Source organism: uncultured Ruegeria sp., from assembly GCF_947500045.1.
Lineage (GTDB): Bacteria > Pseudomonadota > Alphaproteobacteria > Rhodobacterales > Rhodobacteraceae > Ruegeria.
Genome location: NZ_CANMQQ010000018.1, coordinates 1 through 17,141 on the forward strand (window position 1 = coordinate 1; position 17,141 = coordinate 17,141).

The window sequence follows — 17,141 nt, forward strand, 5'->3', positions numbered from 1 at the left end:
GCGTATGCAGCGAATGACCGCAAAGCGGGCTGCGACTACAGCATCAAGAACGCCTGCTGGGTGTCCGCTTAGGGCCGTCTCTCAACTATTTGCAGATTGCGCCTTTGAATCGATAAAACGGGGCCTTCGTCATCACCATTCCACGCATTTGCTGATAGCAAGATGCATGGGCTTGCTACAGGCCAAAACCCGGCTGCCATGGGTCAAGAAGCTAGCCAGAGGATCGCAGTCAAACTGGCCTCCTGATTCCACAATCAAGGGTATAGCGGCGAAGGCATCCCAGGCGTTCAAATGCGCCTCATAATACCCTTCAGCTTGGCCTGAAGCGACCGCTATCAAACTGATCGCAGCTGATCCATTGCGGCGGTATTCCATACCCGCGTCCAGCAATGCCTTTATCAGGTCGGTGTGCTCAGTAACCGGTCGCCGGTTCGACCAACCTAGCATCAGCATCGCACGATCTGGTTCAGCGCAGTCCGAAACGCTCAGACGCTCTCCGTTCAGCCAGGCGCCAGTTCCAATCACGGCCCAGGCCAGCATGTTCAATTCCGGAGCGTAGATCACGCCAAGTGGTATCTGGTCCCCGTCATAGAACGCAATGCAAACACCCCAGTCCCTATGACCACGCATGAAATTGGCTGTGCCGTCTATCGGGTCCACAACCCAGAGAGACTGACCGGTGCCAGTTACACCGTATTCTTCGCCCAGCATCGCATCTGACGGCCAGTTCTCCGCAATCCGCTTGCGGATCAGGTCCTCGACCGCGCGATCTGCAAACGTTACAAAATCCTGAGGGCCTTTTTCGGCGATGAACCCGACACCCCTTTCATTCCGGAGGTTTAGGGCCAATTCTCCGGCTTCCTGCGCCAGAGACTTGGCGAATGCGAGCCGCGCTTCTATGTCGGTCATGTCAGCTTCCAACTTTCGCCAGTACGTCGGATTTCAGAAACCGTTCGATGAACAGCATGAAGCCCACCGAGGGTATCAGCAGAATGAGTGCGGTGATAGAAGCGATTTGGTAGTTCCCCTCCATCGACGCGGTAAACAGCAAAAGGGGCATTGTGGTCACGTCTGGTACGCCGACAAAGTAGGTTCCGGTGAACTCATCCAGTGAGATCAGGAATACGAAGATTGCGCTGGCCATCAGGCCCGGCAGTGCAAGTGGCAGAGTCACGGTTCGAAATACGGTAAAGGGCGATGCGCCCATGTTTGCGGCCGCTTCTTCAAGTTCGCGATCCACGGCGGCGAAAGCCGCGGTGGCAATCCAGACCGAAAACACCAAGCCCTGGATCGTATGAACCAGCACCACACCGAGATAGGTGCCATTCAGGCCCAGCCCATAGAAAATGCGTGCAATGTTCATATGTACGGCAATGGACGGAAAAGCCTGCGGCAGCAGGAACAGAAGCAGGAAGAATGTCCTCCACGGCAGGCTGCCGCGCCCAAGCGCCAGACCTGCCGGTATCGCCACCGCAAGTGAGGCCAGCACGGTGAACAGTGCAATCAACACCGAACTCCAAAGTGATTCCATGGCGTTCCCTTGCGGGCGGAACACGCGCTCCCAAAACGAAAAGCCATAGCTTTGCGGAAGTTTGGCGGGGAAATACCATGTCTCGGCCACAGACCAGATCAACATGTTGGTGATCGGTCCGAAAATGGCGAAGGCCAGCAGGGCCAACAGAATAGCAGTCACGGTTGTGCGCAGAATGGTCATGCGGGTTTGCCTCCTTCCCGCACACCCTGACGCAGATAAACCCAGGCGATGACGGCTGTCATGGCATATGAGATAAAGCCAAGTGCATTTGCGACGCCATAGTCGGAATAGGCATTGATGCGCCATGCCATATCAACAGTGATCATTGTCGGTGTCTGCGCGTTGATCATCAGCGGTACGGACAGCACTGACATCATCACTACATAAGACAGGATAAGCCCGACCATTAGCGTGGTTGCGATCTGAGGCACCACAATTTCGAACAGGATACGCAAACGGGGCGCACCCAGGTTTCGCGCCGCCTCCATCGTCGAGCGGTCCAGTGCCGCCATGGCACCTGCGACCAACAAGGCCACAAAGGGCGTCTGTTTCCAGACAAAGGTGATAACGATGCCACGCCAGTCCAGATAGCTGGCGGCCTGCAATGGCTCCATCAAACCGGTCGAAACGATAATGTTATTCATCATGCCATTCTTGGCGAGGAAGGTTCGCATCAGTTGAGCGGCGACCACGAAGGGAATGAACAGCGGCCAGCGGTACAACCAGCGCAGTACTAATAATGCAACGCGGTTTTCACCAAGGGTCAGGTAACCGCCAATTGCAATGGAGAAGGTTCCGATGATCACCGTGGACAGGGTGACGATGATCAGGGTGAACAGAATGTCATTAGAATATAGGCCAAACGCCTTGATAAAATTCTGCAACCCCCAGCCGCCGAATTCTTCATCCCGGAACGCCCAAAGCAGCGAATATCCCAGCGGATAGAGAAACAGCAACCCAAGCAGCACGATCGCCGGAGCGACGAGAAACAGAGACGATTTGCGCGTGATCATCGGTATACAGTCCAGAAAATTAAGGTGCGGGTCGCATGTGGTACGCCCGCACCAAGGTTTCCGTTTTTGGGAGTATTAGTTGGAAACCTTCTGTTCATAGGCCTCGCGGATTTCGTCAAAGAACGGACCCAGTGGGAATGGCTTGCCTTTGGCCGCCAGATCTTCTGGCGTCACGTCGGTGAACAGCTTGTTCCAGGTCTCTTGATCCAGCGCGCCTTCGACATGCTGGGCGTCAATGCCTGGGTACCAGTTAAAGCGCTTGACGATGCCTTCGGCCTGTACTTCGGGACTGGTGGCCAGTGCGATGAACTTGCGGGCGGCTTCAGCATGTTCGGCCTTGGCGGGAACTGCATAATAGTAAGGCTGACCCGGCATGCCTGGCTCAGGCAGCAGCAACTTGAGGTTTGGGTTCAGTCGCCCGTCGGCCTGCCACGTGTAGAACATGTCGACCCAAACAGGACCCATCACGATCTCGCCACGGTTCATCATGTCTAGGGTACCTGCGTTGCCAGGAGTGAAGGTGACGTTTTCGTTGAATGCCTTCAGGTCGTTCAGGGCCTGATCCCAGCTGTTCTTCAGCTCGGGGTCATAGGGGCCGTTCATTAGCTGGTCGGTATTGCCTGCATAGGCATACATCCAGGCTGCGGTGAAGGCGACGCCCGACATTCCATTCTTTATGCCGTTATAGCCAAATGCGCCTTTGTTTTCTGCGGTCCAGGTTTTCAGTTCGTCAAAGCTGTTCGGTGGGTTTGCGACTAGATCGGGATTGTATGCGATTGCTGTTTGGCTGTGGAACATCGGCATGACATAGCCTGTCACATCCGTGCCCAGAGCAGTTCTTGAGGTATCACGCGTGGCCAGCTTCCCGGTATCGATATCGCCGACATATTGTTGCAGCAGGCCTTCTGTGACCATCTCTCCGGTTTTCAGCTGGGTCATAACGACGACATCTGTGTCCCACGCTTCATTTCCTGCCTGCGCCTTGATCTTTTCAAGGATCGCTTGGCTGCCGGCATTTCCGGGTCCAGTGCCAACCACGTTTACCTTCCAGTCCGGGTTCTGCTCTTCAAACAGGGGTCCCAGATAGTCGGTTACGTAGTCGACCATGTTCTGGCTGCCACCAGAGGCCACGTTGAGTACATTTTCGGCTTGCGCCGCACTGGCTGCGATCAGCGTTATCGCTGCTGACGCAAAAAGATTTGCAATTTTGGAAGTCATGGTGTTTCTCCAGAGTCTCAGAGGTGTTGTGCGGCCTGGCTCGCCGCCTCAGGTCCGGTCACGGCTGTCTGGGACTTTGCAGGAAACAGACTAATAGCCGTGGCCGGTACGCTTACATCGACCGCCGAGCCGATGGGCATCTTGTGTGTATTGTCCGCCATAATCCGAGCCTCGCCCACCTGAATTTCATGACGGTAGACCGATCCCAGATAGGAATGCTGAACCACCGTTCCCGGCAGGGACAGAGCGTCAGCCGCCGCTTGTCCCAGCTGTGCAGCATCGCTGTGAAACAGGATTTCGACCGGGCCGCTTCGGGCTTCGGGAAAATGGACACCAGACATGTCTTTGCCCGGGATCGGCAGGCGATGCTGATGGCCGTTGACTTTCAGGTCGACATACTGCGCGCCAACATCAGCGTCGCCGGTCAGGATATTCCCGGCCCCCATGAAGCGGGCGACATATGGGTTTGCTGGTGTATGAAATACATCCTCGGGCGTCCCGACCTGGGCGATGCGTCCGTGATTCAGGATCACCACCCGATCGGCCATTGACATAGCCTCTTCGCGGTCATGGGTGACAAGAACGGTGGTCAGACCGAGCCGTTGCTGCAGGCTGCGAATCTCGTGCCGCATATTGGCGCGGATACCCGCATCAAGGTTTGACAACGGTTCATCCAGCAGCAGCACCGGCGGGTCGATGGCCAGCGCCCGCGCCAGCGCAACCCGTTGCCGCTGACCACCGGACAGGGCACCGATCTTGCGGTGGATTAGATCTCCCAGCCCCACCAGCGCCGCCATTTCCTGCACCCGCGCTGCGATCTGAGCCTTGCTTTTCTTGCGCAGCCTCAGCCCGTATCCAATGTTCTGCGCCACGTTCATATGCGGCCACAAGGCGTAGGATTGGAACATCATCGCCATTCCACGCCTCTCGGGCGTCGTGTGGCTCATGTCATGACCATCGACGGAAATCGAACCGCCGCGCACCGGTACAAACCCCGCCAGGGCGCGTAGCAGGGTGGTCTTGCCACAGCCTGACGCGCCTAACAGGCCGATGAACTCTCCGGCCCCAACGTCCAGATCAATGTCCGACAGCACGTCCTGCTCGGCATACCCCACCCGCAAGCCGCGCAGCCGTATCTCGGCTCCGAGGGTGGAAGAGGGGTTTTCGTAGTCGGCCGGAGCAAGGTTCATTTTGCATCTTTCATAATTCTGCTACAAATATAGTGAACACGTGTTCACCTAACGGTAGGAAATGACACCTTTATGACGCAAGCTAAAATTTCAGATATTCACAAAAGAAGCTGTGACTCATTGAGACAAAACCTGACTGAAACATGACGACAAGCAAAGTTTCCAAACCGCGCCGCGTAACAGCAAAACAGGTTGCAAAGGCTGCTGGTGTCTCGCGGTCGGCGGTGTCCCGAGCGTTCACGCCGGGCTCTCCTTTGGATGAGGACAAGAAAAAGAAAATTCTGCAGGTTTCTGAGCAGCTTGGGTATCGGCCCAACGCGTTAGCAGCAGGGTTGCAAAGCACTGGCAGATCCAACCTTGTGGCCATCGTCACGGGCGATCTGGTGAACCATTACGACAGCGAGATTCTGGCCAAGCTGATGCAGGGTCTGCACGGGATGGGCAAGTGGCCCGTCGTGCTTGGCGGGTCTTCCGAAACGACCGAAGCAGAGATCCTTGAAGTGCTGGCCTATCCGCTTGATGCGCTGATTCTACGCGGCGGGAGCGTAGACGAATCAGTTGCGATCCACTGTGCCAAACTGAATATCCCCCTGATCGTATCCGGCCGCGTGATGCAGGCCGACCGGGTCGATTGTGTTTGTTGCGACAACGCCCGTGGGGCCGATTTGGCTGTTGCCCAGCTCATCAATCACGGGAAAACTCGTCTGGCCTATCTTGGCGGTCAGGAGCATCTTTCCTCGGATCAGGAACGCATGGCTGGATTTGAAAACGCCCTGGCGAGAGCGGGCTTGAAACCTGCCATCATCGAGCATTCCGACTACAGCTATGAGGGCGGGTATCGGTCCATCACTCGGATACTAAACGGCAACGGCAGCGTCGATGGTTTGTTTTGCGCTAACGATGCGATGGCGCTGGGTGCCCTGACTGCTGCCCGTCAGGAGTTTGGCCTTAACATTCCGACGGATTTGTCCGTGGTGGGCTTTGATGACATCGCGATTGCCCAATGGCCAAGTATTCAGTTGTCTACCGTGCGCAATGACATGGACCAGACTGTTTCCGAGATATTGCGGCTGCTTTCCGAAAGATTGGATCAACCGGCAAAGCCCGGTGAAACCGTCTTCATTACACCGGAATTTGTCTCCCGAGGAACGCACTAAGCATGAAGGCCGACGTCGCAACCTATTCCGTCTGGATGATCCCCGAGGAACCGGACCTGACCGATCTGAGCAATCGGGTCAGAGATTTTGCCGACGCATATGGCACCCCGTCCTTTGTGCCGCACATGACGCTTATGGGCGATCTTGCGGGTGAAGAGGCAGAGTTGGTCGCACTTCTTGATCGCCTGTCGTCAGGTTTCTCCTGTCACAACTTGACCGTAACCGGTGTCAAGACCGAAGATCTGTTCTTCAAGTCTCTGTATCTGGACTTGTCGGTCCCACTCGCACTTGTCCGTGAACAAGCAGCACTGGCCGAAGGCTTGCCCGCTTCTCAGCGCCCCCGAGATTTTCAGCCGCATATCAGCATCGCCTATGGCCCGATCAAACCCGAAATCAAAGCTACAGAGACCAAAGACCTGAAGAATCTGATCGGTAAAACGCTGAGATTCAGGTATTTGCATCTGGTTAAGTCCAGCCAAAAGGTGCCGATAGAGGACTGGGAAACATTGCAATCATTTGGACTCAAAACCTATTAGACAGGTTCTTGGGCTCATGTTGCGGAGTTTTTTGTTGTTTCTGAAAATACCGGAGCCCATACAGAACTCGTTTTGCCATTGTGAACTGACATACATCGCATGTTTTTTGGGGGGCAGCCGCATGCGGCTTCACGGTATAAATGTACGTCAGCAGCAAGTGTAAGCTGTGCCACCAGGTGCCCCGAAAAGCAACTTTGGCAGCGTTTCGCATTCCGCGAGTTTCGAGGTTCCCTGCTTTTCGCTCCTGAAGCGAATGGCAGGAAAGTGGGCTGCGACCGCAGAATCCGGACCGACCCGTGAAGGTCGGCTTAGGGCCGATGAGACTCAGTGGGGCAGGGAGCAGCACTGCCTGCCTGAGAAGCACATTTGTTCTGTCATGTCGACGCCATCTTGGGCCATTCTGCCTTCAACAGCCGTGCAAAGATCATCACATGCGTGACCAAAAGTACCGGGACAAAGAATGTTGGAATGAACCAAGTGGGGCCAAAGTAGTTAATGGCCTCGGCTTGGCGCAAGGCGTTCACCAGATCTACAGTACCAAGGATGTTGAAACCCCACACCAACGGAAGGGCGGCCACTGATCCCCATCGCAAAGCGATAAGCGCGGCGATTGCCAGAAACGCCGAGAGTAAATCGCCATAGCTGGCGCTGGTTGCGAACGCCTCGGGCAACCCTCCGTTGTTGAGATTTGGTACCAAGAAGCTCATTCCGATGTGTCGGAAAGCATGTGGCAACAGCAGGATTGAGAGCGCTGCCGCCGCCGACAGACGTGCAAGCCAGGGTGCAACGTACCACGCCGCGATCTGAGCAAAGACAAAGAGACTCATCGCGAACTGAAGAAGGAATATCACTGTGGGCGTCATCTGATCGGTCCTTTCGATATGCGTTTGTTTACGTGAATTGGAGGTGGGCAGACTTTCACCCTCGAACCGCAGTTTGCGATACGCTCACCTCGGCGCGGATCGCCCCCAATGATGCGGCCGGAGCAATCTCGTGGGCTGTTCCAGTGGCGACATCATAAAGCAAGGCTGAGACGGTGATCGCGTCCGGTACCTCCGGTGCTACCGCTAGGCGCTTGATGTCTGCGAAAAGGTCGCTTTCCTGATCCGTGATCGCGTACTCGGACACATCTATCCCAAGCTTTTTCAGCAGCGCGTCCTGAAGGTCTGGATTGGACAGCCGCTGGGCTCCGCATTGTGTGTGCTGCATCAGGATTACGTTGAACGCCTGTTCGCGGCCCTCCGTCATGACGCTCACCAGAAAGGAGAGGGTGGCGATTTCTTCGATTGCGGCGCGTGTAACCCGTCCGCCATTGTTTCGGATTACAACCGCATCACCAAGCTCCAGCCCGAGGATGTGCGCGGGATCGACCCGGGCATCGCCGCAGGTCAGAACAACCGTTCGCAACTTTGGCAGGATCGGCAGGTTAGCACTGTCAAAGCCCGCCGCGAATTCTTGGTTTCGAGTGATAAGTTCGTCCTGAATGTTCATTCAGAGGTCCTTTCGTCTTGGGGGACAATCCTTCGTCTTGCGTAGTGTCAGGCGACACGCATCGGTGGGGTCTTTCTGGCGGTGGGTTGGTGACTTTCCGCCCACGCGGCGTCGTCTTGGCAATACGACGGGGACGAAAGCTGTACATAGTCTCGCTGCATCTGGGCGCGATCAAGATCGAAGGGGTGCGTCGTGAGGATCTTTAGAAAGCTGCCGATCGCGCCAATGCTGCCTGGTAGGCTGCGCACCAAGTCCAGTTGATCAGCGACCTTGCGCCGTACAATGCTTTCGAAGGCTTCAGGTTCATGCCCGCTGACTTGGAACACGTCTTCGGTTGGGGCGTTCACCGCGAAGGCGCCTCGCCGGTACTCTTCTGAATAGATTGCAAGCTGGGTGACTGCCGCTTCCGAATAGTTTGCTGGGCGCAGGGCTTTCAGCGCCTTGACCATCATACGCTCGGAAATGTCTGCGTAGCGAACACGCCGCCCCAGCGCACGGCCCATTGCTTCAGCGATCTCGTTGGGTGACAACAGCGTTGGGCCCGTGGGACGATATGTCTTGCCTGCATGGTGTGCCGGATCCGTCAAGGCACCGACAACTACGCGGGCAATGTCTTCGTTTGAGGGGGCGGCATTCTTCTTCACGTCGCCGTCGCCGAGCGGCATCGTGAACTGCCCAAGATGGGCCGCCATGCCCAGTACCATCAGGTAGTTTTCTGCAAACCATCCGACATTCACCGTGGTTACGGACATCTCGGGGCGCATGCCGATCAGGATGTCGCCCAGGTAAACTTCGCGCGTAAACAGTGATGGGTGATCTACGCTCGAAAGCCATTGGCTAAGTGTAACGACGTGTTCAACCTCTGCTTCGTAAGCCGCAGCGGTGAAGACCGCATTGAAGTGCAGCCCGTTGGGTGCTGTCGGAGCGCATTGATACGCCCGCTGCACGCCCTTCATGGCTTTGCGCATGTCGCTCAGCGAATACTGGTCACCCACGAATAGTTCAGCGCCAGCGCGCTCAAGCAGGTCAGAACGATGATCCCTCTGACGTACGAACGCACGGACAGGAAAAGTCTTGGCTCTGAGCTGAAGTGCAACTTGCGATCCGGTCTTACCGCTTGCGCTTGTGACTAGGATCTTGGGGTTGGCAGGCACGAGTACGCTCCTTTAGATGATACTTGCAATCTATAATTTAGATGATACATGTAATCTTAAATGTCAACCCCGTCTGGGAGCGCGAAAATGCCGAGGATGTCGGAAGCGGAAAAACAGCGCAGTCACAACAGGATACTGGATGCTGCAGCGCAGTTGTTCCGCGAACGCGGGGTCGAAGCGACTAGCGTCGCTGACGTCATGAAGGCAGCCGGAATGACACATGGCGGTTTCTACCGGCACTTCGAGTCGAAAGAGGATTTGATCGCGGCATCCTTCCGGCACGCGGTCGACGATGTGGTTTCCGACATGGAGCGCGAAGAAACCAGCGAAGGGCGAAAGAAGGAGCGCCAAGACTACATAGCCAAGTATCTTTCCCAAGCTCATGTTCAAGACAGTCGGAACGGATGCCCGTTGGCGGCGATGGGAACAGAGCTTGCCCGCACAACGGGCGCGCCCCATCAAGTGGGCGCACAGGCGTTAGATCGCATGGCGGCCCTTTTGCGGGACACGTCGGAAACCGGTTCGGGTCGGGGCTTAGCTACAATGGCGCTCTTGATGGGCACGATTACCCTGGCTCGTCTGACGGAATCCGAAGAAGAGGCAGACCGAGCATTGGAAGCAGGACGAACGGCGATAGAATTGCTGCAGGATCATTGGCCGAAAGACAGGTCTTAAACTGCGGCGGAGTATTCCGCGAGATTGGCGGCTATGTTGCGCTTTGCTGCCATCCGCTAATCGACAATGTTGCAAGGTGCACAAACGGCAGCAATGCGAAGGCTGCGCTGCAGCGTCGAGTGGTGATGCCAACGGCTGGTTTGGGCCGAGAGTGCTGCGTCAGAGTGCACCGCCTGCTTGCAATCGCGCTACTACGCGACAGGTCATGTTGGCGCATCGTTTGCCGCCAAATGGGAAGATAGCATCGAAACCTCCTTGGACCCGGTGTTCGATTGCGGTTCGCAAACGGCGGCGGGCGCGAAACAGGCGTGTTTTTACGGTTATCGGGTTGATCTGTAACTCGCTTGCGATGGTAAGAATACTCATGCCCTCTGTCTCGCGCAGCAGGAACGGCAGTCGCAGATTGGGCGGCAGATCGGACACGGCCGTTTCAAGAAAGCCTCTCAATTGCGCGCGTCCTAGCGTTGCGTCGGGGAGTTCAGAGTTTTGTCTCGGGAAAGCAATCACCTTAGGTGTGCTGGTTTCAGCTACGGTGTCGTATTCTTCGGCAAAACGCGTTCGCCTGCGCTGCAAATGCGACGTGTTGATCACGATCCGGGTGATCCAGGTAGAAAAGCTCGCATGCTCACGAAACCCCTCCAGTTTGCTGAACGCAGAGAGATAAGCCTCTTGCAGCGCTTCTTCTGCCTCGGTCTCGCTGTCGAGGATACCTCGGGCGACGCGAAACAAGCGGGGGTTCAGGCGACGGATAAGCTCCCGGACTGCGAGTTCGCTTCCTTCACGCACGGCTCTTACTAGCTCAGCTTCCGACTTGGCCGCATCGGCGGATGCTTGTTGCCCGAGGCTTGTTTGGACCTTCATGATCCGTCCTCCCTGCTCACGGTGCCTTCCGAAAGGATCCTCTGTACCAAAGGCAAAGCTGCCAGGACCTCTTCCGACACATCACTCTTGTCGTTTGAACTTCCCTCCCATCCGGCGTCGCCAGGGGTTCCAACCACTATACGACCGACCATCGCCGACATTTCGTGCGGTAGGCAATAGTAGTCATATACTCCTGGTGCAGTCAGAGTGACTTCAAAATGCTCATCCGGAAGCAAAAAGTCGCTGTCCCATGGGTCGGCGTCAGTGGGAATGCGCTGCCTTCGATCATAGTTAGCCGGATGATAGGCGGTTGCCGTATGGCTGTTGCCGGGATCGCGATTGATGAACCGGACGGTGGTGCCCGGAGACACGGCAAGACCAACAGGATCATACCAGATGCGCACGCCACGGGGACTTCCGCGCATCTCAACTGTGGCGGTCGGCTGCGCAAGCACGCTCCGCGAACCAGCGACGAAGGCGACTGCACACACCCCAAGCCATACAGCATGACGTCGCGTACAGATCATTCGGCCAGACGATCTTTTGCATTTTCATCGTGAAACAGAACGACATGCACATGCGGTTTATCCACGCCGGGGTGCCCAGCATTGTAATAAATATCTGTCGAACTGACTGTATGTGATCCGATATTCAGTCCATCGAATGACGTACCGTTTTGCAGATCGTCGAATGGGGTCATGTAGATCGTAGCTGACAGACGCCCGTCCCGATCATAAGCGAGAAACGGACCGGCGGGCAGTGTGGCCGGGTCAACGAAGAGTGTTCCCAGACCTGGGATGAACTCAGGCAGGGGGAGAACATCGCTCACCTTTACATAAGGATCACCGGCGGGGGCATTCGCGAGAGCCTGTTCATCGTGGGCTTTGGCCGCTGGTGCGGCAGTGACGATAAATCCAAAAGCAAATACGGTGCTTCTAAGCATGGTTGGGTCCTTTCCAAGGTTTTCATCAGTTGCGCATTCGTGCGCTCATGGTTCATTGGATGCAGGAAAGGCGGAAAGGTTCCCGAAATTCTACGAATTCGCTCAAAACAGGTGGTGAATGCATTGAAGAGCAGCTTTGTCAGCGATGTATGAAATCAACTAATTCCAGATTTAGCGCTCGCAGCGAATGTCTCCTTCGACGGGCCGCACTGCGGCATCACCACAGGGTGGTCAACGTCCGGAATGGGCCGCGAGCGCCTGTTACCTATGCCAGCCAAGTTTGACTGCGGCTGCATTTGTCTCAAATATCTTTGGCGAAATAGTGCAGATGTGGGCGTAACGAGGGTTGATCCTTGTACGTTGTCGTTTCTATCGGACCGTCCAACTCTACAAATCCTAGCTTGGGATACAAGTTTCTCATTTCTATATTGGGTGTGAGCGTGTCCGCAATCAGCCTTTTGAGACCCATATTGCGCGCAGCATTCTCACGCGCCTCAATCAATGCACGGCCAGTGCCCGTTCCTCTGGCTTGTTCGGTAACAAAAACTCTTTTGAGCTCGCCGGTATCTGGCCCGAGACACTTCATCATTCCGCAGCCGACAATCTCACCGGCTTCAGACCGTGCAACAACCAGACATCCCTTCGGAGGCAGATAGTCATCCGAGTTTTCCCAGAATTCAGCGAGCGCACTTTGGGGTGCCGCAGGATCAATATCGAAGCCTATGGCCCGCATCCTTTGGACGATGAGTTCATAATACTGCGATAGGATCTTATTGAGCTCGCCCTTAGCTGGCAGCTCCTCACAGGTCTCAATTCTTACATCTTGCATGGGTCATCCACCTGTCCCGAAAGAACTCAATGCAAATAGGATAGGCCGGAAAAGCGGCGACGTCATCTTCGTCCGCAGTGCGGCTTTCTTTCCAGATCAGTTTCTGCATTCGGTAGCCGATGTCCGCTTCGGGGAAGCTGCATCGCGGCGTCCAGCGGGTCGGCCGATGTCTCCTACGGGCCGTCCTTACGTCAGTTTTTTGCGGGGCAGGGGGCTTTGCTGCAACGGCACCGAGGTCAGCATCGAGCCCATCCCGTGAATTGGATTTTCTTGCTGCGTGCGTACACAGCACGGATTTATCTGCACATGCGCAAGTTCTGGCGTAGCAGCGTGGCGGGAAAACCGGCCATTCGTTTATCGCGCAGCAATTTTGGAGAGGTGAAATTACAGGTCGCGGAGATTGTGTTGAAAAACTCGATAACCTGACAGCTGCATTTTTCCGCCAGAATCTGTTGTGCCGGAAAAATTGAAACCCAGTGCCTGGTAGGGCTGCTGAGAGCTCCGGACATCGCCAACGCGGGTCTTAGGCCGACCCCCTCGACAATTTCCGGAAAAGCCATCTACGGGCAAGTTTTTCACCCTTCTTCACGATAATCGGGGTTTTTCAACACAATCAGCCCAATGTTCTTGACGCTGCGACTTACGCCAATATCCGACGGCTTAGGGAAACGGCGCTGACGCGTGTTGCGGAGAATGTCAGTGGCGAGCCCTTTTTACCGAATGCTGCACCAGGTAATCGCTGACTAGGCCAGATTAGTTTGCCGATGGAAGAGTTGCAGGCACAGTTGCCATGGTAACCTCCACCGCTTCTGGCCAGCCGAAATCCGTTGTCCCATCCGGCAATCCCAGAATGCGGTCGAGTGTGAGAAACTGCATGTCGATTGCCGCCTGCAACTTCTCCGCGGCATGATCGGCTGTGTCAGATCCCCGTGCCTCAATCGCGCGCAACAGCGCGAGATCAATAAAGGTGCTTAGGAACAAAATGAGTTCTGCGGCAGTATCAACATCTGCGACAGTAAATATGCCCTCATCACAGCCTTTCTGAATGATCCCGGTCAGGACGGGCGTAGCACCGGTTCTGACCCTGCGCTTGAACTGTTCAAGCAGAACCATGTTTTTGTCCTGATTCATGACCCGGAAAAATTCAACCTGACCAGGGTAGTCATGTTCACGTAAGTAGTTGGCTCGCAGGTGGATAAAGCTGTGCAACAGGTCGAGCGCAGAGGAGGTCTCATCAGAGGCAACAACAGCCATCTGCGAAAATACACCCTCTGCCATTCCGTCCAATACGCCAAACAACAACTCGTCTTTAGATTTGAAGTGATGATAAAACCCGCCCTTTGAGACGCTTGCCATATCAAGCACATCTTGTATGGTCGTATCCTCGAAGCCTTTGGAAAAGAACAACATCTGCGCGCACCCCAGCAGCTGAGCACGCCGTTCTTCGGGCGGCATGTTCTTTCGCTTCGTAGATTTCATACACTTTCCTCTTGCAAACCGACCGGCGGTCTGCAAATACAGACCCGTGGTCGGTTTGTACCCCGACTCACCTGGCAGAGCAATGTAATTCACCTGCCAACCCGAATTTAACGATGCGTTTACGTAGCCAAACTCCGCAAGCGGTAGTGCTTTGCGGACCCGGTTGAGTTGCGCGCACGATGCAGGATCGAATGTCATGAATGCTCTTGTCTGTGGAATTACTTCGCCATCCGAGTTGCGTCGAATGTCTCGCTTGGCGGGTATTCGCGAACTGCTCGGGATTCTGATCACAAACTGCTTGAAGCAGAAGCCCCCAATGCAACGCACAATTCAATCAGGATATGGAAAGGCCATGAAAAAACCCCATAAATCAATAGGGCCGAAGAACCCAGTCTCTTTTGAAGCAGGTCGAGTTCGATGGTTAGCAATGCAACGCATTGCGACCTCCAGTCAGTTTGTGCGTTCAGTGTTCGCCGCGCTCATCTTTGGTGTCGCTCTGAGCGGATGTGCCGCCAACATGGCGGCGACAGGCAGAGATGGCCCTGATCTGAGCGTCGTTAGCCAGGAGGCCACCCGGTTCAATGTAGAACGCCAGTTGGGCTCACCCGATGAATTGCAGCAACAAGCCAATGGAGACTGGGTGGCCGTCTATGATGTTGAGCCCAGGACAAAACCGAACCTGGCGCGAGCAGCAGGTCATGGAACACTGGATCTTTTTACCTTCGGGCTTTGGGAAGTTGTTGGTGGCCCGCTAGAGGTGGCACATGCGCGCCGGGTGCTGGTCACTGCCCGATATGACCAATCAGGGAAACTGCTTCAAATGACCAGCAAACCCAAACCCATCCTCTAATCCAAGTTTTGGATCACCGCTGGACGTAAAACGGAAAGCGGGAATTCCAACACCCCCACTAACGGGAAATCACTCCCGCTGGCGCATCACGCATGCCCAGCGTCCAGATGGTCTTTCGGTACAATCAAGAGAACGGACCTTTTAAATGAGAACTATCACGATGATCACACTGGCAGCCATGATGCCGACTTTGTCCTTGGCAAATGAAAGCTGGACCGGTTTCAATGCGGGCTTGCAGTTATCCACAATCGATGTCTCGGAAGGCAACAACAACAACGGAAATGCAGCTCTGGGTTTCCATGCCGGTTACCTTCACGATTTTGACGGCTACGTAATCGGCGGTGAACTTACTTATGACGCGGGCGCTGAGGTCGAGTCCGGAGGGAAAGCCGAGAAAGTCGATACTGTACGCCTGAAGTTCAAAGGTGGGCATGTAATTGGCCGGACATACCTTTATGGCGTGATTGGTTACGCAAACATTGATGGCGGATCCAAGAGCGAAGACGGCTATTCCGCTGGTGTTGGCGTGACTTATCGCGCGACGGACAGGGTTCTGGTTGGTCTTGAATACATACGAGACACATATGACACGTCGGGTGATGATATCACGGCTGATTCTGTTGCGCTTCGAGTGTCCTACAAGTTCTAGCTGTAGCCATTCGAGATTTCGAAAATGGCGGGGGACTTCAAACGGTTCCCCATTTTTCTACCACCTTCAAATTCCGGAGAGGCGCCAGGTGACTAACGTGCCAACTCTAAAGACCGAACGGCTAAACTTAACACCACTTAAAGTAAAAGCTTGGCTCGGTTATCTTACTCTTATGGCCTCGAAACGCCCAGCGTTTATGGGCGGTCCTGTTTTCCCGCGTTTACCCAAACATGGCGAGCTGGCCTTCCTATCTAATCACATGCGTCGCGATATTGGTCTCCCAGAATATGGCAAGCGCGAGCCCAATCTCTATCTGAGATATTGAGTTCAGGTCGCAACCGAATTCGAGACGCCACCACAATGCATTAATCCAATGGACAGCGAACAATGTACTCATTCAAACTTCAACGCCGTCTCTTACTGTTGACATTCTGTGCCGCCAATTTTGCTGGGTCGTCATTTGCCCAGGATCGTCAAGAAATTGCCGTGACGCGCAGCGGCGAAGATGTTGCAGCTATAGAGTGTTTCGGAAGCTTCGTTTCCCAGGAAATATTTGTTCTTGGCGGGATTGAGCAAACGATACTTATTCGCACTTGTGATTTGTCCCAACCGGTCCTGCTATTTTTGCACGGGGGTCCGGGTGGTGCCGTGATGCCCTGGGTCGATCTATTCCACACACCCTTGCTGGAAGAAAGCTTTGTCGTTGTCCACTGGGATCAACGCGGAGCCGGAAGTTCATTCAACGAAGATCTCACGGTAGAAGACATCACGCCATCCAAGTTGGTGGTGGATACGCTTCAACTCACCAACCTCCTACGCGACCGCTTTGGGCAAGAAAAAATATTTCTGACCGGCCAGTCCTGGGGCAGCGCGCTAGGGTTCATGACTATCGCAGAGGATAGTTCCCCCTATCACGCGTTCATCCCAACGTCAGAGCGTGTCGCGTGGGTACGCAGTATGAACATGGGTTTTGAATGGGCCCTGGATCAGGCGAAAGTTCGTGGCGATGTTGAAACTCAGCGGAAACTCAAGTCGATTGAGCCGTTCGATGCATTAGACGAGGCAGATCTCACCGTTCAGCGCGAAGTTTTGGCAGAATATGGAGCTGGAGACTTTCATACGGAAGGGCTATGGGATCGCTATCTCTCTTGTGTGCTAGAAGGGCAGAGCCCCTACTACACGGACGCACAGGTTAAGAACTATCTCCGCGGTCTTGAGCTATCGAGCACAGCAATTGAACAGCCTGAGATTGTTGGCGCATACGACCTCTTCACCTCGCACCCGGTCCTAGATCTACCGGTCCACTTTATAACCGGAGCAGAAGACCAGAACACACCAGCCGATCTTGCACAGGAATATTACGAACACCTGAAGGCTCCAGCGAAGAGTTTTACCCGTATCGATGGCGCTGCCCATATGGTGATGTACGACCAACCCAATGCCTGGGCTGAAGCCCTGGTTCAAATAAGAAACCAGACGCCTACCAACTGACGAGCGGCCCAGCGTCGTCATACACTTCAATCAATTCGACCCTTCCCATTTTCGGAGAGGTGGATCCAGGA

At 54.9% G+C, this 17,141-nt stretch carries 19 protein-coding genes; 6 read left to right on the forward strand and 13 right to left on the reverse strand.

Annotated elements, in window-relative coordinates:
* Positions 1-132 precede the first annotated feature (132 nt).
* The 5 genes from Q1B46_RS20785 to Q1B46_RS20805 all read right to left on the reverse strand — a co-directional run bounded on the left by Q1B46_RS20785 (position 133) and on the right by Q1B46_RS20805 (position 4,955).
* Entirely contained in the window at positions 133-909 is a 777-nt protein-coding gene (locus tag Q1B46_RS20785) for an inositol monophosphatase (protein WP_299951594.1), read from the reverse strand.
* Between the two features lies 1 nt (position 910).
* Positions 911-1,714: an ABC transporter permease subunit gene (locus Q1B46_RS20790; protein ID WP_299951596.1), complete on the reverse strand. Its 804-nt coding sequence runs from the start codon at positions 1,712-1,714 to the stop codon at positions 911-913.
* Positions 1,711-2,547 (reverse strand): ABC transporter permease subunit, encoded by an 837-nt coding sequence (locus Q1B46_RS20795; RefSeq protein WP_299951598.1) that lies wholly within the window; start codon positions 2,545-2,547, stop codon positions 1,711-1,713. The genes Q1B46_RS20790 and Q1B46_RS20795 overlap by 4 nt, the downstream gene beginning before the upstream one ends.
* 75 nt (positions 2,548-2,622) lie before the next feature.
* Positions 2,623-3,765, reverse strand: a complete 1,143-nt coding sequence (locus Q1B46_RS20800; protein WP_299951600.1) for an extracellular solute-binding protein — start codon at positions 3,763-3,765, stop codon at positions 2,623-2,625.
* 17 nt (positions 3,766-3,782) lie between these two features.
* Positions 3,783-4,955: an ABC transporter ATP-binding protein gene (locus tag Q1B46_RS20805; RefSeq protein WP_299951602.1), complete on the reverse strand. Its 1,173-nt coding sequence runs from the start codon at positions 4,953-4,955 to the stop codon at positions 3,783-3,785.
* 143 nt (positions 4,956-5,098) lie between these two features.
* Between Q1B46_RS20805 and Q1B46_RS20810 the strand changes: the two genes are divergently transcribed.
* Positions 5,099-6,112, forward strand: coding sequence for a LacI family DNA-binding transcriptional regulator (locus Q1B46_RS20810; protein ID WP_299951604.1), 1,014 nt, complete (start codon positions 5,099-5,101; stop codon positions 6,110-6,112).
* 2 nt (positions 6,113-6,114) lie between these two features.
* Positions 6,115-6,648, forward strand: coding sequence for a 2'-5' RNA ligase family protein (locus Q1B46_RS20815; RefSeq protein ID WP_299951606.1), 534 nt, complete (start codon positions 6,115-6,117; stop codon positions 6,646-6,648).
* A 374-nt stretch (positions 6,649-7,022) separates the two neighbouring features.
* Here Q1B46_RS20815 and Q1B46_RS20820 read toward each other — a convergent pair whose 3' ends face one another.
* From Q1B46_RS20820 to Q1B46_RS20830, 3 genes are read right to left on the reverse strand one after another with little or no spacing between them, the layout of a single operon-like run.
* The gene (locus tag Q1B46_RS20820; RefSeq protein ID WP_299951608.1) at positions 7,023-7,511 is read right to left on the reverse strand and encodes a hypothetical protein; all 489 of its coding nucleotides are present in this window, start codon (positions 7,509-7,511) and stop codon (positions 7,023-7,025) included.
* A 55-nt stretch (positions 7,512-7,566) separates the two neighbouring features.
* A complete protein-coding gene (locus tag Q1B46_RS20825; RefSeq protein WP_299951610.1) occupies positions 7,567-8,139 on the reverse strand; it encodes a carbonic anhydrase in 573 nt (190 codons plus the stop codon).
* Positions 8,140-8,186: 47 nt separating this feature from the next.
* Positions 8,187-9,293 carry an NmrA family NAD(P)-binding protein gene (locus tag Q1B46_RS20830; protein ID WP_299951612.1) on the reverse strand — a complete coding sequence of 369 codons (1,107 nt, stop codon included), beginning with the start codon at positions 9,291-9,293 and terminating at the stop codon, positions 8,187-8,189.
* A gap of 87 nt (positions 9,294-9,380) precedes the next feature.
* Here Q1B46_RS20830 and Q1B46_RS20835 point away from each other — a divergent pair, with 87 nt between their 5' ends.
* Complete coding sequence (locus Q1B46_RS20835) at positions 9,381-9,968, forward strand: TetR/AcrR family transcriptional regulator (protein WP_299951614.1); 588 nt, start codon at positions 9,381-9,383, stop codon at positions 9,966-9,968.
* Positions 9,969-10,127: 159 nt separating this feature from the next.
* Here Q1B46_RS20835 and Q1B46_RS20840 read toward each other — a convergent pair whose 3' ends face one another.
* From Q1B46_RS20840 to Q1B46_RS20860, 5 genes are all read right to left on the reverse strand, one after another.
* Positions 10,128-10,829, reverse strand: coding sequence for an RNA polymerase sigma factor (locus Q1B46_RS20840; RefSeq protein WP_299951615.1), 702 nt, complete (start codon positions 10,827-10,829; stop codon positions 10,128-10,130).
* Positions 10,826-11,254 carry a plastocyanin/azurin family copper-binding protein gene (locus Q1B46_RS20845; protein WP_299951617.1) on the reverse strand — a complete coding sequence of 143 codons (429 nt, stop codon included), beginning with the start codon at positions 11,252-11,254 and terminating at the stop codon, positions 10,826-10,828. The genes Q1B46_RS20840 and Q1B46_RS20845 overlap by 4 nt, the downstream gene beginning before the upstream one ends.
* Before the next feature lie 98 nt (positions 11,255-11,352).
* Entirely contained in the window at positions 11,353-11,772 is a 420-nt protein-coding gene (locus tag Q1B46_RS20850) for a hypothetical protein (protein ID WP_299951619.1), read from the reverse strand.
* Positions 11,773-12,073: 301 nt separating this feature from the next.
* The gene (locus Q1B46_RS20855) at positions 12,074-12,601 is read right to left on the reverse strand and encodes a GNAT family N-acetyltransferase (protein ID WP_299664528.1); all 528 of its coding nucleotides are present in this window, start codon (positions 12,599-12,601) and stop codon (positions 12,074-12,076) included.
* Positions 12,602-13,354: 753 nt separating this feature from the next.
* On the reverse strand, positions 13,355-14,080 hold the full coding sequence (locus Q1B46_RS20860) for a TetR/AcrR family transcriptional regulator (RefSeq protein WP_299951621.1): 726 nt from the start codon (positions 14,078-14,080) through the stop codon (positions 13,355-13,357).
* Positions 14,081-14,507: 427 nt separating this feature from the next.
* Between Q1B46_RS20860 and Q1B46_RS20865 the strand changes: the two genes are divergently transcribed.
* From Q1B46_RS20865 to Q1B46_RS20875, 3 genes are all read left to right on the forward strand, one after another.
* On the forward strand, positions 14,508-14,930 hold the full coding sequence (locus tag Q1B46_RS20865; RefSeq protein ID WP_299951623.1) for a hypothetical protein: 423 nt from the start codon (positions 14,508-14,510) through the stop codon (positions 14,928-14,930).
* Between the two features lie 145 nt (positions 14,931-15,075).
* A complete protein-coding gene (locus Q1B46_RS20870; RefSeq protein ID WP_299951625.1) occupies positions 15,076-15,579 on the forward strand; it encodes an outer membrane beta-barrel protein in 504 nt (167 codons plus the stop codon).
* 387 nt (positions 15,580-15,966) lie between these two features.
* Entirely contained in the window at positions 15,967-17,070 is a 1,104-nt protein-coding gene (locus Q1B46_RS20875; RefSeq protein WP_299951627.1) for an alpha/beta hydrolase, read from the forward strand.
* Positions 17,071-17,141 lie beyond the last annotated feature (71 nt).